The sequence below is a fragment of the Falsochrobactrum shanghaiense genome (assembly GCF_003149535.1).
Classification (GTDB): Bacteria; Pseudomonadota; Alphaproteobacteria; order Rhizobiales; family Rhizobiaceae; genus Brucella; species Brucella shanghaiense.
The window spans coordinates 47,144-68,022 of sequence record NZ_QGDB01000001.1 but is presented as its reverse complement, the minus strand read 5'-3'; the positions used below and the strand labels follow the sequence as shown (position 1 = coordinate 68,022).

The window sequence follows — 20,879 nt, the reverse complement described above, 5'->3', positions numbered from 1 at the left end:
CCTCGATATTATCAGCGATCCGAAACCTGCCAGCGCGGATTGATCCATGGTTCCTGATTGGAGCGCGGCAGCGGTGTACGGCCAAGAATATGGTCTGCGGCCTTTTCGCCCGTCATGATCGAAGGGCCGTTGAGATTGCCGTTGGGGACGCGCGGAAAGATCGATGAATCCGCCACGCGCAATCCTTCCACGCCAATCACGCGACATTCAGGATCGACCACCGCGAGAGGGTCGTCAACCGCGCCCATTCTTGCTGTGCCGCAGGGATGGAAGGCGCTTTCCACATGTTCGCGGATGAAATCATCGATTTCCGCATCGCTCTGGACCGCCGCGCCCGGCGAGATTTCCGTGCCGCGATAGGGGGCGAAGGCATCCTGCCCGAAGATTTCGCGCGTCAGCCGCACGCAATGGCGAAAATCGGCCCAGTCGTCCTCATGCGACATGTAATTGAACAGGATACGCGGCTTGTCGCGCGGATTGGCGGAGCGCAAGGATACGCTGCCGCGCGATTTGGAGCGCATCGGCCCGACATGGGCCTGAAAACCATGCGATTGCGCCGCAGCCTTGCCATCATAGCGAATGGCCGCAGGCAGGAAATGATATTGAATATCGGGATATTCGACACCGGCTTTCGAGCGAACGAAGGCGGCGGATTCAAAATGATTGGTCGCCCCATGGCCGGATTTGAAAAACAGCCATTGCGCCCCGATCATCGCCTTGGAAAACAGGTTGAGCTTGGAATAAAGCGTGATGGGCTGGATGCATTCCTGCTGGATATAGACTTCCATATGGTCTTGCAGGTTTTGCCCGACGCCGGGACGGTCGGCGACCACCTCTATGCCGTGCTCTTTCAGGTGCGCCGCAGGGCCGATGCCCGAAAGCATCAGCAGCTTGGGCGAATTGATCGACGAGGCCGCAATGATGACTTCGCGGCGCGCGCGGATGGTGGAAAATGTGCGCCCGGCTTCGATCTCTACGCCCACGGCGCGCTTGCCTTCCATTACGATCTTGCGGGCAAATCCCTTGACGAGCTGCACATTGGGCCGCTTGAGTGCGGGTTTGAGATAGGCATTTGCCGCCGACCAGCGACGCCCATTATGGATCGTCTGCTCCATCGGGCCGAAGCCTTCCTGCTTTTCGCCATTATAATCGTCCGTTGTCTCGAAGCCTGCTTCGCGTCCGGCCTCGACAAAGGCCTGAAACAGCGGATTGTCGCGGCGTCCGCGCTGGATGTGCAGTGGCCCATGGGTGCCGCGCCAGCCCTCCTGCCCGCCATGGGCGTTTTCCAGCCGCTTGAAATAGGGCAGCACATCGGCAAAGGCCCAGCCCTGCGCCCCGCTTTCGGCCCAATGGTCATAATCGCGTGCATGGCCGCGCACATAGACCATGCCATTGATCGAAGACGAGCCGCCCAGCACCTTGCCGCGCGGCGTCACGAGGCTGCGCCCGCCCAGATGCGGCTCCGGGTCGGTGGCAAAGCCCCAATCATAGGTTTCCATATTCATGGGCATCGAAAGGGCGGCGGGCATCTGGATCAGCGGGCCAATGTCGGGGCCGCCAAACTCAATGACGATGACCGAATGCTGCCCGTCTTCCGACAGGCGGTAGGCCATGGCAGACCCGGCGGAACCGGAACCGATGATGACGAAATCCGCTTCCATATTATTTTCCCCCCGAAAGCTGCCCTGAAAGTTGCCCTGAAAGTTGCATGGCGATATATTCCTCAACCAGAGTGGTTGCGGATGCGGCATCCGGCGCGCCTGCGCCCAGCGCATGGCGAATATAAAGCCCGTCGATCAGTGCTCCTGCGCCCTCGGCAATATGATTTGCCCGCTCGCGCCCGCTTAGTTGCGCAAGCGCGAACACCAGATTGGAATGAAGCCGCCGCGCATAGACGCGCAACAGCCGCCGCGTATCTTCCGATTGCTGCGCATGGACATAGAAGGTGAGCCAGGCGGCGATGGTTTCCTGCGTGAACTGCGAAGCGGAAAAATTGACCGCAATAATCGCTGCAAGCCTTTCATGCGGGGTCTGCGCATACCCGATAGCCTTCTTGAGATCATTGCCCAGTTCACGCAGCAAATGGCGCATGGTGGCGAGGATCAGCTTGTCCTTGCCGCCGAAATAATGATGGGCAAGTGCTGGCGACACGCCTGCCTCATGGGCGATCTGCGCAACGGTCACATCCAGCGAACCGCGCTGGCCGATGGTGCGTATGGCAGCATCGATAAGCTCGCGCCGCCGCAAAGGCTCCATTCCGATTTTGGGCATTTCTCTCACGTCTCACAATGATTTACCTGCTATTTTATTCTTGATTGACTGATCAATCAAGAAAATATCAACATTGAAATCCGGCTCTGGTCATTGGCCCCGCGCCCCGCATATGCTTTATCCAGTTGTGAACTGATGCGGCGATGAGTGGACAAGCAAGGTGTGAGCGATGGAAAACAATCCGGTTCTGGTGGAAGTATTTCGCGGCCCTGTGGTGGAAAGCCGCCATCGTGGCGCGGTCGCGGTTTTTGACGGCGATGGGCGGCGGGTTTTCTCGCTTGGCAATATAGACCGGGCGACTTTCCCGCGCTCGGCGGTCAAAGCCATTCAGGCCCTGCCTTTGGTGGAAAGCGGGGCCGCGGATGCCTTCGGCTTTGAGGATGCCGATCTCGCCATGGCCTGCGCGTCACATTCAGGCGAGGAAGAACACGTCGCGCGCGCCCGTTCGATGCTGAAGAAGGCCGGGCTTGATGAAACAGCGCTCGAATGCGGCAGCCACTGGCCGTTTCAGCAGCCGGTCCTGATCGAACTGGCCAAAAGCGGACAGCAGCCGACGCCTTTGCACAATAATTGTTCGGGCAAACATGCGGGCTTCCTTGCAACCTGCATGCATTGCGGCATGCAAACCAAAGGCTATACCGCGCTTGGTTCAGGCATTCAGGACATGGTGCGCGACGTGATGACGGATGTGACCGGCGCGGCTCATGACATTGACCATTGCGGCACCGATGGCTGTTCGATCCCCACCTACGCCATCCCGCTTTCAAATATCGCCCATGGTTTTGCAAAAATGGCGACGGGCACGGGGCTTGAAGAAAAGCGCGCGCAGGCAGCGCATCGCCTGATCCATGCCTGCATGAAAGAACCATTTTATGTGGCGGGCACCAGACGCGCCTGCACCGAACTGATGCGCATGGCGCCGGGACGCATTTTCGTCAAAACCGGCGCGGAAGGCGTCTTTTGCGGCGCAGTGCCTGAACTGGGTCTGGGCTTCGCGCTCAAATGTGATGATGGCGCGACACGCGCATCCGAAGCGATGGTTGCAAGCCTGCTTTCGCGCATGTTTCACAAGGATGAGGAATTGTCGGCCCGGCTTCTGGCTTTCGCAAGCCCGCAAATGAAGAACTGGAACGGCATTCCCTTTGGCAGCGTGGCTCCCTCCGACATATTCCGCAATGCCGTCATCGGCTGAACGGGCCGGGCTTGCTTTAACTTTGTGCGCAGCCTAGATTCACTTTATGAGCAGAGCCTTCACCAAGGAACAGGACGATACGCCCGTCGATCTGGGAGAGCGTCCCATCAGCCCGTTTCGCAACCTCGTCACGCAAAATGGCTTGCAGATGATCGAGGACGAAATTGCGCGCCTTCAGCATGAACTTGCCGAAGCCAATGTGGCAGGGGATCGCTCTGCCATTGTTCGTATATCGCGTGATCTTCGCTACTGGACGGCGCGGCGTGAAAATGCCGAAGTCTCGGTGCCTGAACCCGATAGCGATGTCGTGCGTTTCGGCATGACGGTCGAGCTTGAGGATGTGGACGGTGAAACCCGCATCTGGACCATCGTGGGCGAAGACGAGGCGGACCCTTCGCAGGGCAGGATTTCCCATGCCGCCCCCGTCGCCATCATGCTTTTCGGCAAGCCGGTCGGCGATGTGGTGAAGATCAACGGCAGGCAATGGGAAATCGTGTCAGTGAAAGCTTGAACTTTTTAGCCTTAATCCTGACTGTCTTGCTTTACGCAATAATCCCGGAAAAAAGCTGCGGCACCTGCTTCATCTATCTCGCCCGAAGCAACCCCCATGGTGAAGCTGTATAGCGTTCCGTCATCGGCTGTGAGCATATAGCCGTTGATGAGAAGGAATGTCAGGCTTGCGACGACCGCAGTGCGTTTGTTGCCATCGACAAACGGGTGATTGCGGCCCAGCCCGAATATATAGGCAGCGGCAATTTCGGCATGATCGGGGGAGGCATAAAGCGACTGGTTGCGAGGGCGGGCCAGTGCAGATTCGAGAGCGTTTTCATCCCGTAATCCTGATGCTCCGCCGTGGCGGAGCAATTGCTCGGAGTGAATTGCCTCGATGACCCGGCGTGACAGAAACTGCCATTTCATTCGGCGAGTTTCTGTAGCGCGATCTTGTATTTGTCCATGACTTTGCGCGCCGCCTCCATTTGCTTCTCGAAAGCATCGTCGACGCGCTCAAGCGCCAGGCCTTTTTGTGTTTCGATAATCTGCAGCTTGTCGCCGGTGCGCAGGTTGAGCCGCTCCAGAACTTCCTTGGGCAAGATCACGCCTTCGGAGTTTCCGATTTTGCGCAGGGTTACGTTCATGGCTTCTCTCCGAAGTTATAACTTATGATATAACATCGACTGCCGGTTGTCGAGAATGCTCATAACCAGCCTTTGCCCCGGAAATAGACGAGCGGCAGGATGGCGGATGCAATCATCAGGCCCAGCGCCATCGGATAGCCCCATGGCGAGTTGAGTTCCGGCATGAAGGAGAAATTCATACCATAGATCGAGGCGACCAGCGTTGGCGGCATGAAACCGACCGCTGCGACCGAGAAGATCTTGATGATGGCGTTCTGCTCAACCGAGATCAGCCCGACGGTGGTGTCGAGCAGGAATGTCACCTTGTTGGACAGAAAATCCACATAGGCGGTCAGCGATTGCGCATCGCGCTCCACGGATTTGATCCATGAACGGGTGTCTTTCTTGGTTGCGACCGGGCTGTTGGTCGCGGAGATGTAGACCAGCATGCGGCTCAGTCCCGCAAGGCTTTCACGCACGCGCGAAAGAAAAGTTCCCTGACTGCCGATCTGCGTGAGGATATGGCGAAAATCCTGTGTCGTCATGGGTCGGGAGCGGGGCTGGCGAGGATAGATCGAATGGGAGGCGGCGTCGATTTTTCCCGCCACCCCTTCGAGAATATCCGCCAGCCGGTTCGTGGTGGCTTCGATGATGCCCAGCATGATGGACAGCCCCGAACATCTGGCCGGTATCAGCCCGCTGCCCGTTTTTGTGGCGCGCGTAATATAGAAGCTGACCGATTTGGGATCGGCATAGCGCACGGTAATCAGCCGCGTGCCATGCAGGATGAAGGTCACGGGGGCCAGTTCCCTGTGGTCGAGATCGACCGCATGAAGGATCGGCACCGTGAGATATTGCGCGCCGCCCTCCATATAGAAGCGGCTTGATTCCTCGATTTCCGTCATGTCTTCATGGGTGGGGATTGAAATGCCGGTCCACGCTTCGACGACATGATCCTCGTTTACCGCCGGCGCATACAAATCGATCCAGATGACATTGTCGGGCAGGGGATGCCCCGGTTCGACATCGACGCGTTCGAGATGATCCCCGGAAAGACTGTAAAGCGTAATCATGCGGCACCTGATAGAGTTCCTGAACTTGGGCCCACATTGCGCGAAAATTGTTAACGGAATGCGGCGAACGGGCGGCAAGATGCGCCTTGGGGCCGGATTGACACTATGCGCGCATGACGGTTAAGTCATGCCAATGAATGAATGACTTGGTGCATTGATGCGGGTGCCGTCGCAAACAGGCTGACGGATGCGGCCGTGCGATCCCGGGGGGAACTGGAAAGGTTGGCCGCTTCATGAGCCATGTTCGCTCGATTTCTCCAGACTCTGTTCTGGAGGATAATTCACCATCGCAGGCCGAGCCGCTCATCGACGCGGAAACCGACAGCATACCGCAGCCGCAGGCCCAGCGCCCCCCAAGCACAGCCCTGCGCGTCCTTTTGGGGGTGAGCCTCGTGCTCATCGCGGCCAATCTGCGGCCCGTTTTTTCAAGCGTATCCGTGCTGCTGCCCGAAATCATCGAAGGCACGGGCATGTCGTCGATGGCGGCAGGCGTGCTGACGACCCTGCCGGTGCTTTGCATGGGGCTTTTTGCACCTTTCGCGCCGCGTCTGGCGCAGCGCTTCGGGGCGGAGCGCGTGCTGCTTTTCGTCGTGGCCGTGCTGACGCTGGGAATGCTGGTGCGCGGCTTCGACCATGTTGCATGGTTGTTTATCGGTGCGGGTCTGGCGGGGGCTGCCATTGCCATGGGCAATGTCCTTCTGCCGGGCGTCGTCAAGCGGGATTTCCCCAAGCAGGCGGCGATCATGACCGGGCTTTATACGATGGCGCTGTGTGCGGGCGCAGCCTCCGCTGCCGGATTTACCATTCCCATCAAGGATATGCTGGGCGGCTCATGGCGGCTGGCGCTGGCGTTCTGGGCTATTCCGTCGGCATTGGTTCTGGCGCTGTGGCTGCCGCAGGCCCTGCGGGCAAAGCATAATACGGCCCATTCGGGCTTTCGCGTCATCGGCCTGTGGAAAGACCGGCTCGCATGGCAGGTGACACTGTTTATGGGGCTGCAATCCTCGCTGGCCTATATCGTGTTCGGCTGGCTTGCGCCCATATTGCGCGAAAGGGGACTGAGCGCTGTGGCCGCTGGCGGTCTGGTCTCTTTTACCATCATGGTTCAGGTGATTACCTGTCTGGCAATTCCCTCAATCGCCGTGCGGCAGAAAAACCAGAGCTGGGTCAATGTCATTCTCTGCGCCTGCGCGACGCTCGCGCTCATCGGCTTTCTCTACCTGCCATACTGGACCTTCTGGCCGCTCGCCATCGTGCAGGGCATCGGGCAGGGCGGGCTGATTGCCGCCGCCATGATGGTGATCGTGCTGCGCGCGCCTGATTCGCACACGGCCGCGCATCTTTCCGGCATGGCCCAATGCGTGGGCTATGTTCTGGCAGCGGTCGGGCCGCTGCTGGTGGGCATGATTCATAGTGTGACGGATAATTTCGCGGCCAGCGGCATATTGTTTGCGGCCTTGGGATTATTCGCTGCCATCAACGGATGGGGCGCAGGACGCGCACGCCATATCGGTGTGCGAACCGAGATGGAAACCTCGCAATAAACCCAGCAGGCCCGGAACCGACAGACCCGGAAAGCGGGCCCGCCGGTTCCAATATACGATCAGACGAACTGGCCAAGGCCGGGAATGGCGCCGATGACGGCATCGACCGGCTCATCGCCCGCCTTTTCTCTGGCAAAGCGGATAGTCTCCTTGGCGACGCCGGAAATCTCGCCCATGCCAAGGCCCGCCGACATCAATTGGGAGCCAAGCCCCATCACGCCGCCCATAAGACCGGAAAGCATCCCGCCGCTCTTGACCTGCGACACGGCTTCTTCGGCACCGGGAATTGCGGCCAGCAATTCCTGTATCTTGTCGGCGGGGCCTTCCTTCTGCAAAAAGGCCAGAATCATGCCGACGGCCTTTTCAGCCATTGCCGCGTCGATGCCGACATTGGAGGTGATGCGGGCGATCAGTTCATCCATGAGGTTCTCCCAAAAAATCTTACCCTTACGTAATACGCATCTCCATCGCCGCTTTGCAAGTTTAAAGACGGCTTTGCCGTTGTGGCGGGAGCGCGCTGCGGTTATACCATAAAGGAGAGAATTTTAGGGAGTGAGCCGCCTGATGACTGCCGATGACGCTATTTTTCTTGGTGCAAGCCGCAAGCCGGACGATTCCTACCAGCAGCCGGAATATCTGGCGCTCAAATATGGCAACCGGCATGGGCTCGTCACCGGCGCGACGGGCACGGGCAAGACGGTGACATTGCAGGTTCTGGCGGAAAGTTTTTCCGCAGCCGGCGTCCCGGTCTTCTGTGCGGACATCAAGGGGGATTTGTCGGGCATTGCCGCCACAGGCGTCCTCAATGACAATCTCACCAAGCGCGCGACCGAGATCAAGCTCGACCCTTACGATATGCGGGCTGCACCGGTCATTTTCTGGGATATTTTCGGCGAGCAGGGCCATCCGGTCCGCGCGACCATTTCGGAAATGGGGCCACTATTGCTTTCGCGCCTCATGAACCTCACCGACGCGCAGGAAGGCGTGCTCAACGTGGCCTTTCGTCTCGCCGACGAGGAAGGCCTGCTGCTGCTCGACCTCAAGGACTTGCAGTCGATCCTCACGGAAATGGCGGAACGCTCCGCCGAGCTTTCGGCCAAATACGGCAATGTCAACAAGGCGTCGGTGGGAGCGATCCAGCGCTCGCTGCTCGTGCTCGACCAGCAGGGCGGCTCGAACTTCTTCGGCGAGCCGGCGCTGCGCATTGCCGATCTCATGCGCACGACGACGGACGGGCGCGGCGTGGTCAGCGTGCTTGCAGCCGACAAGCTGATGATGAGCCCGCGCCTTTATTCCACATTCCTGCTCTGGCTGATGTCGGAACTCTTCGAGGAACTGCCGGAAGTGGGTGATCCCGACAAGCCAAAGCTGGTATTCTTCTTCGATGAAGCGCATCTTTTGTTCGATGAAGCGCCAAAGGCCCTGATCGACCGGGTTGAACAGGTGGTGCGCCTGATTCGCTCGAAGGGCGTGGGCGTCTATTTCGTCACGCAAAACCCGCTCGACGTGCCTGAAACCGTTCTCGCGCAGCTTGGCAACCGCGTGCAGCACGCGCTTCGCGCCTATACGCCGCGCGAAACCAATGCGGTAAAGACCGCCGCCGACACTTTCCGCCCGAACCCCGATTTCAATACGTTTGAGGCGATCACCAATCTGGCGACGGGCGAGGCGTTGGTTTCGACATTGCAGGCCAAGGGTGTGCCGTCCATGGTGCAGCGCACATTGATCCGTCCGCCATCCTCGCGCATCGGCCCGCTGACTCCCGAGGAGCGTGCGAAGATCATCGCGGCCAGTCCGGTATCGGGTCAGTATGACCAGACGGTCGATCGTGAATCTGCTTTTGAAATGCTTGCCAAAAAGGCGCAGGCGGCAGCTCAGGCGCAGCAGGAAGGCGATAAAGGCGACGCTGCTTCCGGCGAGAGCGGCGGCATATGGGGCGAGATCGTGGGAACGGCGCTCGGCACGGGGCGTCGCTCAGGCCGTCAGACGGTTGCGGAAGCGGCCATGAAATCGGTCGTGCGCTCGGTGGGGAACTCGCTTGGCCGCGCGCTGGTGCGCGGTATTCTTGGCGGTTTCAAGCGCTGATCAAGACATCAGAAAAGTAACGGGGAGAGGCGAGGCAACTCTCCTCTCCCGGATTTTTACATCACCAGGATCGGCGATTTGTTGGGGACGCGATTATAAAGATCCATCACATCCTGATTGAGCATGCGCACGCAGCCTGACGAGACGGCCTTGCCGATGGTCCACCATTCAGGATTGCCGTGCAGGCGGTAGATCGTGTCCTTGCCATCCTTGAAGATATAGAGCGCGCGCGCCCCGAGCGGATTTTTGAGGCCCGGACCCATGCCGCCATTGCGGGCGCTATAGGGTTCGAGTTCCGGCTGGCGGGCGATCATGTCGTCCGGCGGCGTCCAGCGCGGCCATTTGCGCTTGTACTGGATGACGGCGCGGCCCGACCAGGCAAAGCCGTCGCGGCCGATGCCGACGCCGTAGCGCATGGCCTGTCCGTTGCCGAGCACCAGATAGAGGAAGCGGTTGGCGGTATCCACGACGATGGTGCCGGGCATTTCGCCGGTCGGGTCCTGAACGACCTGACGCAGATAGCGCTTGTCCATTTTCTGGATCGGAATGGCAGGCAGCTGATAGCCTTCGTCTTCGACCGCCGCATACATGGATACCCAGCTTCCATAGGAGGCGTCGACATTGGCCTGCGGGGTTTTGTTGATGGGGTTGCCCGAAGCATCCACATCGACGATCGGAACATTCTGCCCCAGCTGAGCGCAACCGGCGAGGCCGGCGGCCGCTGTTGCTGTCATTGCCGTAAGAAACGACCGGCGGGTGAGGATTGTTTGCATTTGAAAACCAGATTAGTGACGGGAGAACCTACAGATACAATAAATAGGGTTAACGAAACGCGACCACCCGCCCGATTGGCCGCCCGATTGGATCAAGAGGGCGAGGGAGGATAGCGCCCGAAGGCAGCGCTCCGTTGGATTGGCCGCAAAACGCCCCAGAAATATGGCGTTGAGCCGGTTGCAATAAGGCTTAAACGTGACCGGGGCGCTGCTGTTCGCTTACTGTTGCCAATAGGTCACAATTTTGTGGGGGCGAGGATGCCGCCCAGTTCAACCCGCAAGTTCACCCCACCACATCAATCCAGAAGTGCAAGGCTGGGCAGGATGAGGGCCGGGGGGAACTGCTTGTATTCGTCCGGCTGGCCGGTACGGTTTATCCAGACCGGGCGCATGCCGAAGCGCGCGGCTCCAGCCACATCCCAGCGGTTCGATGACTGAAACGAAATCGCTGAAGGGTAAAGCCGCCATTGCAGCGTGACGAGTTCATAGGCGGCGGGTGCCGTCTTGTAGCGCTTGACGGCATCGACCGAAATCACATCGTCCAGCAGCACATCGAGCGCCGCCGACCTGACGGCAGCTTCCAGCATGGCGGGCGAACCGTTGGAAAGGATCGCCAGCCGCGCGCCGCGGCTTTTAAGGTGCTTGAGGGCGGCTGGCACTTCCGGGTAACAGTCGAGCTTCCAATAGGCATCGAGCAAATCGCCGCGCAACGCCGGATCGACGGAAGGATAGCGGGCAAAGGCAAAATCGAGCGCTTCCTCGGTCAGTTTCCAGAAGTCGCTATAGCTGCCCATCAGGCTGAATATCCATGAATATTCAAGCTGCTTGGCGCGCCAGAGTTCCGAGAAAGCCCGCCCGTCCGGCCCGGCTTTGTCCGCATGCCGCCGCACTGCCGAATGAACATCGAACAAAGTGCCGTAAGCATCGAAGACGTAGGAATTATAGGCCACCGGGCTTCTCCATTCCGTCAGGCGCATGAAAAGGGTATTTGCTGCCTAATATTGAATGATTTCAATAATAATTCATTGTGCTGGCGATGAAATTTGGAACATGCGCCATTGCCGCCCGCAGCGTTGCGGCCTATGTAGATCATGCACGCAAGTTTTCGGGCATGTATTTTCTCTGCCCATCGCAAGCTGAATGAAATAGAGGAGAGTTCCAATGGCTTTTGAACTGCCCGCCCTTCCGTATGACTATGACGCACTTAGCCCGTTCATGTCACGCGAAACGCTTGAATATCACCACGACAAGCACCACCAGGCCTATGTCACCAACGGCAACAAGCTGCTTGAAGGTTCCGGCCTTGAAGGCAAGAGCCTTGAAGAAGTGGTCAAGGAAAGCTTCGGCAAGAATCAGGGCCTCTTCAACAATGCCGCCCAGCATTACAACCACGTCCATTTCTGGAAGTGGATGAAGAAGGATGGCGGCGGCAAGAAGCTGCCGGGCAAGATCGAAAAGGCGATTGAATCCGATCTCGGCGGTTACGACAAGTTCCGCGAAGACTTCCTCGCCGCTGGTGCAGGCCAGTTCGGCTCGGGCTGGGCATGGCTCTCCGTCAAGAACGGCAAGCTCGAAATCTCCAAGACCCCGAACGGCGAGAATCCGCTGGTTCATGGCGCAACGCCGATCCTCGGCGTCGATGTGTGGGAGCATTCCTACTATATCGATTACCGCAATGCGCGCCCGAAATATCTCGAAGCTTTCGTCGACAGCCTGATCAACTGGGATTATGTCCTCGAACTCTACGAACAGGCATGATTGTTGCTTGGTAGCAATATTATGAGCTTTCATGTAAAGCCCCGGTCTCCGGGGCTTTTCATTTATCTATTCGTAATCGGGCCTGCTTTAAACAATAGTATTTTAGTCATATTTTTCACGACATTGTGAATTCAATGTAATAAGTCTTCTCAATACCGCATGCTACTTGTCGGAAGAACAATTTATCCGGTGCGATGCTCTGCTTGATGGGCATGGAAATGATTGCGTTATGCGCGCGCATATCGGATATTTGGCTTTGAGAATTTTTTGATGCGGAGGCTGGTATGCGTTTTTTCTTCCTCACGATGGGTGCGTTCGGCATGTTGGCGGCGGGAGCGGCCCATGCCGATGCGATCGCAGATCGTCAGGCTATCATGAAGGATATGGGGCGCTCTGTCGGAACCATCGCTCCGATGATCAAGGGGGCAAAGCCGTTTGATGCGACCGCTGCTTTGGCTGCGCTCGAAACCCTGAGTGCCGATGCGCAGAAATTTGACGTGGACACGCTGTTTCCGGCGGGGACCGATCAGGGCGATACGGAAGCCTCGCCCAAGATCTGGGAAGATCGGGACGATTTCGTCAAGCATGTCGAAAAATTCAGAACGGATGCCGCAGCGGCGGTCGCTGCCAACCCGCAGGATCTCGATGCGTTAAAGCCCGCTTTCCAGCAGGTCGCGGCCAATTGCGGGTCCTGCCATCAGGCCTATCGCATCAAGAAGAACTGATTGCGGAACGGCATCCATGGCTCGTAAACTCGCATATGCTCTCGCAGCTATAATTGCCGCAGGCGGTGCAGCACTATGGATGCTCACAGAGCCGCAGAAAGTGGACGAGCCGATGCTTGCCTCCTTGCAGCCGGGCGATGCGGCCAAGGGCGAGCAGGTGTTCTGGGCGGGAGGCTGCGCTTCCTGCCATGCTGCCCCCGGAGCTTCGGGTGACGCGCGCAAGGTGCTTGCGGGCGGGCATGCGCTGGTGTCGGATTTCGGCACTTTCGTTGCGCCCAATATCTCGCCGTCCGCGCAGGGCATAGGCAACTGGACCTTGCAGGATTTCGCCAATGCCATGCTCAAGGGTGTCGGTCGGCAGGGCGAGCATCTCTATCCCTCCTTTCCATACACCTCCTATGCAAAGATGAACCCGCAGGATGTGGCCGATCTCTTTGCCTATATGAAGACATTGCCTCAATCGGATAATGTCGCGGACGCGCATGATCTCGGTTTTCCCTTTACGCTGCGGCGCGGTCTTGGCCTTTGGAAAATGCTCTTTCTCTCCGACAAGCCCGTGGTGGACGTTGCCGATGCATCCGATCAGGTGAAGCGCGGTCAATATCTAAGCGAAGCGCTGGGCCATTGCGGCGAGTGCCATACGCCGCGCAATGTCATTGGCGGGCTGGAGACGGACCAATGGATGGCCGGGGCGCTTTCGCCTGAAACCGGCAGCGATGGCAGGAAGGGCATCGTGCCCAATATCACTTCCGGAGAAGGCGGCATCGGCGATTGGAGCGAGGGCGACATCGCCTATGGGCTGGAAAGCGGCTTTACGCCGGATTTCGATTCACTGGGCGGGTCGATGACCGATGTGGTGGCGAATATGGCACAGCTTACCAGCGAGGACCGCGAGGCCATCGCCGCCTATCTTAAAGCGATCCCCGCGCACGCCAATGGTTATCCGGCGAGCCGTTAGAGCTATCGCTTGATACAGCGGACCACCGAAGGCAGGCCAGCATCCGTATATTTGCTCTGCATCGTATAGAGCCAGCCCTGACATTCTTCCATACTGTCGAAGCAGCGGTAGCGGGAAACCGGTGCAAGGCCATCGCCGCCGCTGATAAAGGGTGAATCCTCGACGCCGCTGAACTGGCCCACAATGATGCCGCTGCCGCGCGGCGGCGTATTGCAGCGCTCTCCCGCATATTCGCTGACATCCTTGCGCACCTGTGCCTGTGCGCTGGCAAACGAGGGCAGCGCCAGCGCCAATGCGATCAGGAAAGTCGTCAATGCGCGTTTCATGATGCGATCTCCCTATCAGCTTGCACCCATCGCAATTATAGGCCCGATAAAAACTCCCGGCAAATCAAGTCGCCGGGAGTTGTTCCTTAGTTTGTGTGCCCGGAAAACTTGCCGACGGCTTTCAAGGCGAAAGCATAGGTATAGGCGACTTCTTCAAGCCGCGAGAACCGGCCTGACGCGCCCGCATGGCCTGCATCCATATTGATGCGGAACAATACCGGGTGATCGTCGGTCTTGTGCTCGCGCAGTCTGGCGACCCATTTGGCTGCTTCCCAATAGGTGACGCGCGGATCGGTGAGACCGGCAACGGCCAGAATATGCGGATAGGGCTGCGCCGTCACATTGTCATAGGGCGAATAGCTGGCAATATTGCGATAATCCTCTGCGGAACTGATCGGATTGCCCCATTCGGGCCATTCGGGCGGGGTCAGCGGCAGCGTATCGTCGAGCATGGTGTTGAGCACATCGACAAAGGGAACCTCGGCGATAATGGCGCCAAAGGCTTCGGGAGCCATATTGGCGACCGCGCCCATCAACATGCCGCCTGCCGATCCGCCATGCGCGACGATGTTTTCATGAGCGGTGAAGCCTTCGCGCACAAGATGACGGGCTGCGGCGATGAAGTCGGTGAAAGTGTTGATCTTGTGCTCGCGCTTGCCGTTTTCATACCATGCAAAGCCCTTGTCCTTGCCGCCGCGAATATGGGCGATGGCATAGATGAAACCGCGATCCACAAGAGACAATCGCGAGGTGCTGAAGCTTGCAGGAATGGTGATGCCATAAGAGCCATAGCCGTAAAGCAGGCAGGGCGCGGTGCCGTCGAGCTTCGTGTCCTTGTGATAAAGCAGCGAAACCGGAACCAGTTCGCCATCCGCAGCCGGAGCCAGAATGCGGCGTGTGACATAATCGCGGGCGTCGTGGCCGGAAGGCACTTCCTGCGTCTTGAGCAAAGTGCGCTCGCGTGTGCGCATATTATAATCGTAAAGCTGTTCCGGCGTGGTCATGGAGGAATAGGAGAAGCGGATCACATCCGTATCATATTCCGCACTGCCATGCAGGCCGAGCGAATAGGCTTCCTCATCGAAAGCGATGGCATGGGTCTGGCCGCTTTCGCGTTCGTAAATGACAATGCGCGGCAAGCCGTTATCGCGTTCCATCCAGACAAGATGGTTTTTATAGGCGGCATGAGAAAGGATCAGCCGTCCGGGCACTTCGGCCACGACTTCTTCCCAGTTTTCCGGCTGGGGCGCGGAGGCAGGCGCGCGCATGATCTTGAAGTCTCTGGCACCATCGGCATTGGTCAGGATATAGAAAACATCGCCGCCCGGTGCGATGTCATATTCCACGCCCTTTTGCCGCGCCATGACGAGCTTCGGCTTTGCCGCCGGGTCGTTGGCGGGCAACAGCCAGCATTCCGATGTTTCATGATCGTGAATATCGATGAAGATGTAATCATCGAGCGATGAACCGCCGACACCAAGAAAGAAACCGGGATCCTGCTCTTCATAGATGAGCCTATCTGCCGACTGTTCGGTGCCGATCCTGTGATAGAAAACCCTGGATGGCCGATGGTTTTCATCAAGCTGCGTATAGAAGAAGCCCCGGCTTTGTGCATCCCACGCGCCGCCGCCATTGGTATCGGCCACAATGTCGGAAAGGTCCGCCATGGTGGTGAGATCGCGGACTTTCAGTGCGTAGAATTCCGATCCCTTGTCGTCATAACCCCAGATGAGCTGATTATGATCGGGAGAATGATCTGCGGAGGCGAGGCGGAAATAAGCCTTGCCTTCCGCTTCGAGATCGCCATCGAGCAGAATGGTTTCCGCACCGCCGTCGCGCGGAGTGCGCAAAAAGCGCGGCTGCTCGCCCCCTGTTTTGTAGGAGACGCCATAGGCATAGGGCCCGTCCTTGGACGGAACCGACGAATCGTCTTCCTTGATGCGCCCGCGCATTTCCGCAAAAAGCTGCTTTTGCAGCGCTTCCGTGTCCTGCATCAGCGCTGCCTGATAGGCGTTTTCCGCTTCAAGATGCTGGCGGATTTGCGGCGCAAGCACCGAAGGGTCCTTGAAGACCTCCTGCCAGTTATCGGCGCGCAGCCATGCATAATCATCCGTGCGGGTGATGCCGTGACGTGTATCTTCGAGAGGATGCTTTGGTGCGGATGGCGGTTGAAGGCTTGTTGAATCGTAGGGCATGAAAAATCCGGTAGGTTGAAATGAAGCGGACCATGTCTTGATGAAACATGGCGCCGCTCCCTGATCGCTTAATTTTGGCGGTCGAAATTACGAAGTTGGGCTTTCGTCGAAAATCAGCGCGTGCCCGTTCATGCAATAGCGCAGGCCGGTGGGCGGCGGGCCGTCAGGGAAAACGTGGCCCAGATGCGCGTCGCAATCCGCGCAGCGAATCTCGGTGCGCACCATCCCGTAGGAGCGGTCCTCGAAGGCCGCAACCGCATCCGGCTCTATCGGCTGGAAGAAGCTTGGCCATCCGGTGCCCGATTCATATTTCGTCTCCGCATCATAGAGCGGGCGCTCGCAGCAGACGCAGCGATAGATGCCCTTGAGCGAGCTGTCGAAATTCGGACTTGAAAAAGCGCGCTCCGTGCCATGCTGGCGGGTGATCTGATATTGGATCGGCGTAAGCTGCTCGCGCCATTCGGCATCGGTTTTGACAACTTTCAGCGAGCGGGTCTGGTCGGCAGGACTGGGCATGGTTCGGTCCTCTCTGCAATGAAATGCCGGTGATGAGATCACGGGGCTGTAATTTCGCCCGCATTCGATCTGCGGTTCACTTCTTTATATAATCGGCACGAAGACAAATGCGAGCAGAGCATCGCGAAATATATCCTGCCCTTGCCATTTTCCGGCCCTTATCCCGGTCAATTAGCTGTGTTTGTTTCAAGCTTCGGTGCAAAATCTGACGCGAAGGGTCTCGTTGTTCACATAAATGCGCCAAATGGAAGGAATTGAGCATTTGAAACGCTTATACTCCTTGCTTCTTCAATAAACGAAGAAGCGAACATTTTGATGGAAGCGATTGTTGCGACCCGATAACGGTTAAAAATGTTGTTTCATTTCATTGTATTAAGTCAATCAAGAAGAGTTTATTCTGATTAATGTAAAGTGGTTTGACAATTCTATTGCAAATATCAATATTCATTGATACTTGCGGGATGAATAAAGGATTGGATGGGCAGGAATTTGTGGGAAGGGAGTCAGATTCGAGTCCAGTCTGCTTGAACCATATATGATAAAAAGGAAGAACAATGGAAAGCCCTGAAACCTACGACGAGTATGCAGAGCTGCTTTTGACGCTGACTGCTGATGTAGTCGCAGCCTATGTCGGGAATAATTCCGTTCGTGCAAACGAAGTCCCCTTGCTCATTGCTGAAGTGCATAATGCTTTCAAGCGCCATGTAGAGCGCGAAGAAGCTCCGGCTGTTGTTGAAAAGCCGAAGCCCGCCATCAATCCGAAGAAATCGATCACTGACGATTATATTATCTGCCTCGAAGACGGCAAGAAGTTCAAGTCGCTCAAGCGTCACCTGATGACCCATTATGGTCTGACGCCGGAGCAATATCGCGAGAAATGGGATCTCGATCCCAATTATCCGATGGTCGCGCCCAATTATGCGGCGGCCCGCTCGAATCTTGCCAAGAAGATGGGTCTGGGTCGCAAGCCCAAAGAGGCCTGAGAGAACTAGAGCATTTCCAGCAAAAGTGCGAAACGCCTCCGCAGGGAAATCAGTTCACTGGACTGATTTCTTTTCCTGCTCCGATACGTCCGGATAATGCGTAAAAACAATGATTTAGAGCGGTTCCGATGATTCCGTGTTAACCGGAACCGCTCTGGTTCTTCTTTGGCCTGAACCATTTGAGATTTGAGATATGTCGCACCATTGATGCGACATATCGTCCTGCCTGTTCTCCTTGTTCGCCCCGGCGGATTTGATCGAAACTCCTTCAATCCCCGAGCCGGTCGAGCGCCTGTTTGAGTGCGATATGGCGGTTGAGGTCATAACTCCAGTGACCGTTCACGCCTTTGAGGCGCTCCCGTTTGATCAGACGGCTGATCCTGCCGCGCGCGTGCCGCTTTTCCTCCCTTGATGCGACCTGCAATTTATCCATGTCGATCCCCGCGATGATTTGCAGGGCCACACGCTGCATGGCGTTCATGCGTTCCTCCGCACGCGCGGCGAGAAAGGCTTTTGTGGCGGATCGAAGAGCAATTTCCATAAGTTTGTCCTTACTGCTTGTTGGTTTGCCGGGGGACAGGATCGCTCAGGATTCGAACTGTTGGATAATATTCCTAAAATAATTTAAACTCTGGGCATAAGTGCTTTCAGGAAACTTATCCACGCTTGCGTTTTCCTCATTATAAGAAGATATTCCTATAATGGTGAGGGAAGATGCAATGTCTTTTGAATTAACGAATGTCATCCATACCCGTGCGGAAGCCATAATGGCGCTGCAAGTCATCGCGGCGCGGCATGGGCGCAGCGTCAGCCTGGAATGTTCCGGCCCGGCGGTCAGCCGCAGACGGCAGGCAGGCAGCGTGGAACTATGCGATGCCCTGATCGATCTGCTTGCTGCTTCTTTCGCTGTCAGCGGTGGCGAGCTGCGCGCTCCCATACGCGGCAGGCGTCCGGTCGCCCGTGTAAGACAGGTCGGCATGTATATCGCGCATACCGCGTTCGGCATGGCGATGAGCGAGGTGGCGGCAGGCTTTGGCCGCGATCGCACCACCGTCATGCATGCTTGCCATCTGGTGGAGGATTTGCGCGACGATGAAGAATTCGACGCCATCATCTCCTCTTTTGAAAGGATCGTGCATTCCGCATTTACAGCATGGAGGGCTGCGGCATGAGCAAGGAACTTTCTGCTTCCGAGACACGAATCATCCGCTTTTTAAAGCAGGGCATCTGCGAAGTGCAGGATTCGGTGCGTGAATCGCATGTCCTGCTGGTGGGCGAACAAGGGACGATTGCGGCAGCGCGTGCGCAGATCGATGCCATGCACGACAAGGAACTGATACGGTTTGATGGGGAGCATATCGCGCTTGCACAACCGGGCCGCAAGAACGCGACGCGGAAAGCCGCGCGCCCGCAGTCTGCCGCCAGGATAACACAGAACATTGAGCTGGAACCGGGGCGCAAGGCAGAGGTCAACCTCTCCGAATCGCCGCTTGCCATGCTCTATCGCCGCAAGGGACCGGATGGAACGGCCTTTCTTTCCGAAGACGAATTTCGGGCTGGCGAGCGCCTGCGCGCAGATTTTACGCGCGGATCGCTGATGCCGTCGGTCACATCGCGCTGGGATGTCGGCGTGGGCGGAAACGGGCATTCCGGTGCCGGCGGAATCGCCGAACTGACCGATATAGCTCTGGCCAGCCGCGTTCGGTTCGAACGCGCTCTTGCGGCGGTCGGGCCTGAGCTTAGCGGTGTTCTGATCGATATATGCTGTTTTCTCAAGGGGCTTGAAAGGGTCGAGCGGGAGCGCCAATGGCCGGTTCGGTCTGCAAAAATGCTGCTCAAGGCGGGTCTTGCAATGCTGCACCGGCATTATTATCCGCAGCAGGAAAAAGTGCCGCGTCCGGATGCAATCCTGCATTGGGGCGCTCATGATTACCGCCCGTCCATTCAGCGGGAAAAACGCGGATGAGATATTTCGCGCTGAATCGATTTTCCCTTTTGCTGTAAATGCCTTATCAGGGTCTCGATACAGGCGGGCAGGGTGAGTAACCCGGGCGGGAGAGGGAAATGCAAAAAAGCAGGGATCGGCTGGAAGCCATTTTGTCACGGCTGGAAGAACGCGCAGCGGATGAGCGCGTTTTCAGCACGATTTACTTTGAAGAGGCGCGCGCACAGGCCGACGCTTCCGATGCGCGCATCGCGCAGGGCAAAGCGCTTGGGCCGCTCGACGGATGCATCATATCGATCAAGGATCTTTTTGACGTTGCAGGAGAACCGACGCTGGCAGGCTCGGCCATTCACCGCTGCGCACAACCGGCCAGCCGTGATGCAATCATCATCGAACGCTTGCGCGAGGCGGGGGCGGTCATCATCGGCAAAACCCATATGACCGAATTTGCCTTCACTGCGGTTGGCCTCAATCCCCATTATGGCGTTCCGGGCAATGCGGCCGATCCCGCACGCATTCCCGGCGGCTCGTCCTCGGGTGCGGCGGTATCAGTTGCGGAAGGGACGAGCGAAATCGCCATCGGCTCCGATACGGGCGGTTCGGTGCGTATTCCCGCAGCCCTTAACGGTGTGGCTGGCTTCAAGCCGACCGCGCGGCGCATTCCGCTTGAGGGCGCTTTTCCACTGGCCCCGTCGCTTGATTCGGCAGGGCCTTTGGCAAAAACGGTTAGGGAATGCATTCTGGCCGATGCGGCAATGGCCGGTGAACCGCTGGTTTTGCCTGAACCCATATCACTTGCAGGCCGGAAGATCGGCGTGCCCGAGGGAATGCTGCTGGCCGATATGGAAGCACCGGTCGCAAAGGCTTTTGCGGCGGCGAAAGATAGACTTGCCGCTGCGGGCGCTCAATTCGTGACCATCGAACTCGACGATCTTATCCTGCAATTGCGCGCGGCAACACGGATCGGTTCGATCGCCGGTATCGAAGCCAGCCGCGTTCATGCGGATAGCTGGCTCGGCGATCCGGCGGCCAATGTCGATTTCAGAGTGAAAACCACGCTTTCCAAACGCATCAAAGTGTCGGACGCTGCCTATGGGGAACTCATGCGCACACGCGAAAAGCTTGTGCAGCAAGTGGACGGGCGACTGCGTGATGTCGATTTCTTCATTGCGCCGACGACGCCGCTGCTGGCAGCACCGATTGCGTCGGTGGATGAAGACGAGGCGGAATATGATCGCGTGGAAACGCTGCTGCTGCGCAATACGCAGATCGGCAACCAGTTCGATCTTTGCAGCATCAGCCTGCCCATGCCGGATATGGCCTTGCCCGCAGGCCTGATGCTGACCGCGCGCAGCGGAACCGACCGGCATCTGCTCGCATTGGCGCTTTCGGTGGAAAAGCTTTTGCAGGGCTGATCCGG

The 20,879-nt window shown here is 57.7% G+C and carries 23 protein-coding genes; 11 read left to right on the top strand and 12 right to left on the bottom strand.

The window, feature by feature from the left end; all coding sequences use genetic code 11:
* Nucleotides 1–11 precede the first annotated feature (11 nt).
* Together betA and betI are read right to left on the bottom strand one after the other, a co-directional pair.
* The gene (gene betA, locus DKP76_RS00345; RefSeq protein WP_109704459.1) at nt 12–1,661 is read right to left on the bottom strand and encodes a choline dehydrogenase; all 1,650 of its coding nucleotides are present in this window, start codon (nt 1,659–1,661) and stop codon (nt 12–14) included.
* Nucleotide 1,662: 1 nt separating this feature from the next.
* Entirely contained in the window at nt 1,663–2,271 is a 609-nt protein-coding gene (gene betI, locus DKP76_RS00340; protein ID WP_109704458.1) for a transcriptional regulator BetI, read from the bottom strand.
* A gap of 169 nt (nt 2,272–2,440) precedes the next feature.
* Between betI and DKP76_RS00335 the strand changes: the two genes are divergently transcribed.
* Nucleotides 2,441–3,463 (top strand): asparaginase, encoded by a 1,023-nt coding sequence (locus tag DKP76_RS00335; protein WP_109704457.1) that lies wholly within the window; start codon nt 2,441–2,443, stop codon nt 3,461–3,463.
* A 46-nt stretch (nt 3,464–3,509) separates the two neighbouring features.
* Nucleotides 3,510–3,974 (top strand): GreA/GreB family elongation factor, encoded by a 465-nt coding sequence (locus tag DKP76_RS00330; protein WP_109704456.1) that lies wholly within the window; start codon nt 3,510–3,512, stop codon nt 3,972–3,974.
* Between the two features lie 11 nt (nt 3,975–3,985).
* On the opposite strand, the gene DKP76_RS00325 is transcribed toward DKP76_RS00330, so the two are convergent.
* Genes DKP76_RS00325 through DKP76_RS00315 form a run of 3 tightly spaced genes read right to left on the bottom strand, consistent with a single transcriptional unit; the run spans nt 3,986 to nt 5,651 of the window.
* Nucleotides 3,986–4,381 carry a type II toxin-antitoxin system death-on-curing family toxin gene (locus DKP76_RS00325; protein WP_109704455.1) on the bottom strand — a complete coding sequence of 132 codons (396 nt, stop codon included), beginning with the start codon at nt 4,379–4,381 and terminating at the stop codon, nt 3,986–3,988.
* Complete coding sequence (locus tag DKP76_RS00320) at nt 4,378–4,599, bottom strand: AbrB/MazE/SpoVT family DNA-binding domain-containing protein (RefSeq protein ID WP_109704454.1); 222 nt, start codon at nt 4,597–4,599, stop codon at nt 4,378–4,380. The genes DKP76_RS00325 and DKP76_RS00320 overlap by 4 nt, the downstream gene beginning before the upstream one ends.
* Nucleotides 4,600–4,658: 59 nt before the next feature.
* The gene (locus DKP76_RS00315; RefSeq protein WP_109704453.1) at nt 4,659–5,651 is read right to left on the bottom strand and encodes a magnesium transporter CorA family protein; all 993 of its coding nucleotides are present in this window, start codon (nt 5,649–5,651) and stop codon (nt 4,659–4,661) included.
* A 233-nt stretch (nt 5,652–5,884) separates the two neighbouring features.
* Between DKP76_RS00315 and DKP76_RS00310 the strand changes: the two genes are divergently transcribed.
* Complete coding sequence (locus DKP76_RS00310; protein ID WP_109704452.1) at nt 5,885–7,195, top strand: CynX/NimT family MFS transporter; 1,311 nt, start codon at nt 5,885–5,887, stop codon at nt 7,193–7,195.
* 59 nt (nt 7,196–7,254) lie between these two features.
* Here the strand turns inward: DKP76_RS00310 and DKP76_RS00305 are convergent, their stop codons facing one another.
* Nucleotides 7,255–7,617, bottom strand: a complete 363-nt coding sequence (locus DKP76_RS00305; RefSeq protein ID WP_109704451.1) for a hypothetical protein — start codon at nt 7,615–7,617, stop codon at nt 7,255–7,257.
* Nucleotides 7,618–7,759: 142 nt separating this feature from the next.
* Between DKP76_RS00305 and DKP76_RS00300 the strand changes: the two genes are divergently transcribed.
* Nucleotides 7,760–9,280 (top strand): helicase HerA-like C-terminal domain-containing protein, encoded by a 1,521-nt coding sequence (locus DKP76_RS00300; RefSeq protein WP_109704450.1) that lies wholly within the window; start codon nt 7,760–7,762, stop codon nt 9,278–9,280.
* A 56-nt stretch (nt 9,281–9,336) separates the two neighbouring features.
* On the opposite strand, the gene DKP76_RS00295 is transcribed toward DKP76_RS00300, so the two are convergent.
* Together DKP76_RS00295 and DKP76_RS00290 are read right to left on the bottom strand one after the other, a co-directional pair.
* The gene (locus DKP76_RS00295) at nt 9,337–10,053 is read right to left on the bottom strand and encodes a L,D-transpeptidase (protein ID WP_109704449.1); all 717 of its coding nucleotides are present in this window, start codon (nt 10,051–10,053) and stop codon (nt 9,337–9,339) included.
* Between the two features lie 296 nt (nt 10,054–10,349).
* Entirely contained in the window at nt 10,350–11,003 is a 654-nt protein-coding gene (locus DKP76_RS00290) for a haloacid dehalogenase type II (protein ID WP_109705098.1), read from the bottom strand.
* 211 nt (nt 11,004–11,214) lie between these two features.
* Here DKP76_RS00290 and DKP76_RS00285 point away from each other — a divergent pair, with 211 nt between their 5' ends.
* From DKP76_RS00285 to DKP76_RS00275, 3 genes are all read left to right on the top strand, one after another.
* Nucleotides 11,215–11,811, top strand: a complete 597-nt coding sequence (locus DKP76_RS00285) for a superoxide dismutase (protein ID WP_109704448.1) — start codon at nt 11,215–11,217, stop codon at nt 11,809–11,811.
* A gap of 284 nt (nt 11,812–12,095) precedes the next feature.
* Nucleotides 12,096–12,536, top strand: coding sequence for a c-type cytochrome (locus DKP76_RS00280; protein ID WP_109704447.1), 441 nt, complete (start codon nt 12,096–12,098; stop codon nt 12,534–12,536).
* A 16-nt stretch (nt 12,537–12,552) separates the two neighbouring features.
* Nucleotides 12,553–13,494: a c-type cytochrome gene (locus DKP76_RS00275; protein WP_109704446.1), complete on the top strand. Its 942-nt coding sequence runs from the start codon at nt 12,553–12,555 to the stop codon at nt 13,492–13,494.
* A gap of 2 nt (nt 13,495–13,496) precedes the next feature.
* On the opposite strand, the gene DKP76_RS00270 is transcribed toward DKP76_RS00275, so the two are convergent.
* From DKP76_RS00270 to msrB, 3 genes are all read right to left on the bottom strand, one after another.
* Nucleotides 13,497–13,820 carry a metallophosphoesterase gene (locus DKP76_RS00270; RefSeq protein WP_109704445.1) on the bottom strand — a complete coding sequence of 108 codons (324 nt, stop codon included), beginning with the start codon at nt 13,818–13,820 and terminating at the stop codon, nt 13,497–13,499.
* A gap of 86 nt (nt 13,821–13,906) precedes the next feature.
* Nucleotides 13,907–16,015, bottom strand: coding sequence for a S9 family peptidase (locus tag DKP76_RS00265; RefSeq protein ID WP_109704444.1), 2,109 nt, complete (start codon nt 16,013–16,015; stop codon nt 13,907–13,909).
* 87 nt (nt 16,016–16,102) lie between these two features.
* Nucleotides 16,103–16,531 carry a peptide-methionine (R)-S-oxide reductase MsrB gene (gene msrB, locus DKP76_RS00260; protein WP_109704443.1) on the bottom strand — a complete coding sequence of 143 codons (429 nt, stop codon included), beginning with the start codon at nt 16,529–16,531 and terminating at the stop codon, nt 16,103–16,105.
* A 554-nt stretch (nt 16,532–17,085) separates the two neighbouring features.
* On the opposite strand from msrB, the gene DKP76_RS00255 reads away from it, so the two are divergent.
* Nucleotides 17,086–17,514, top strand: a complete 429-nt coding sequence (locus DKP76_RS00255; protein WP_109704442.1) for a Ros/MucR family transcriptional regulator — start codon at nt 17,086–17,088, stop codon at nt 17,512–17,514.
* A 268-nt stretch (nt 17,515–17,782) separates the two neighbouring features.
* Here DKP76_RS00255 and DKP76_RS00250 read toward each other — a convergent pair whose 3' ends face one another.
* Nucleotides 17,783–18,055, bottom strand: a complete 273-nt coding sequence (locus DKP76_RS00250; protein WP_109704441.1) for a cytoplasmic protein — start codon at nt 18,053–18,055, stop codon at nt 17,783–17,785.
* Nucleotides 18,056–18,233: 178 nt separating this feature from the next.
* Between DKP76_RS00250 and DKP76_RS00245 the strand changes: the two genes are divergently transcribed.
* The 3 genes from DKP76_RS00245 (at nt 18,234) to DKP76_RS00235 (ending at nt 20,874) form a co-directional block, all read left to right on the top strand.
* On the top strand, nt 18,234–18,686 hold the full coding sequence (locus DKP76_RS00245; RefSeq protein ID WP_109704440.1) for a helix-turn-helix domain-containing protein: 453 nt from the start codon (nt 18,234–18,236) through the stop codon (nt 18,684–18,686).
* Nucleotides 18,683–19,480: a DUF6456 domain-containing protein gene (locus tag DKP76_RS00240; protein ID WP_109705097.1), complete on the top strand. Its 798-nt coding sequence runs from the start codon at nt 18,683–18,685 to the stop codon at nt 19,478–19,480. Before DKP76_RS00245 ends, DKP76_RS00240 begins: the two co-directional genes overlap by 4 nt.
* Before the next feature lie 98 nt (nt 19,481–19,578).
* Nucleotides 19,579–20,874 carry an amidase gene (locus DKP76_RS00235; RefSeq protein WP_109704439.1) on the top strand — a complete coding sequence of 432 codons (1,296 nt, stop codon included), beginning with the start codon at nt 19,579–19,581 and terminating at the stop codon, nt 20,872–20,874.
* Nucleotides 20,875–20,879: the final 5 nt, after the last annotated feature.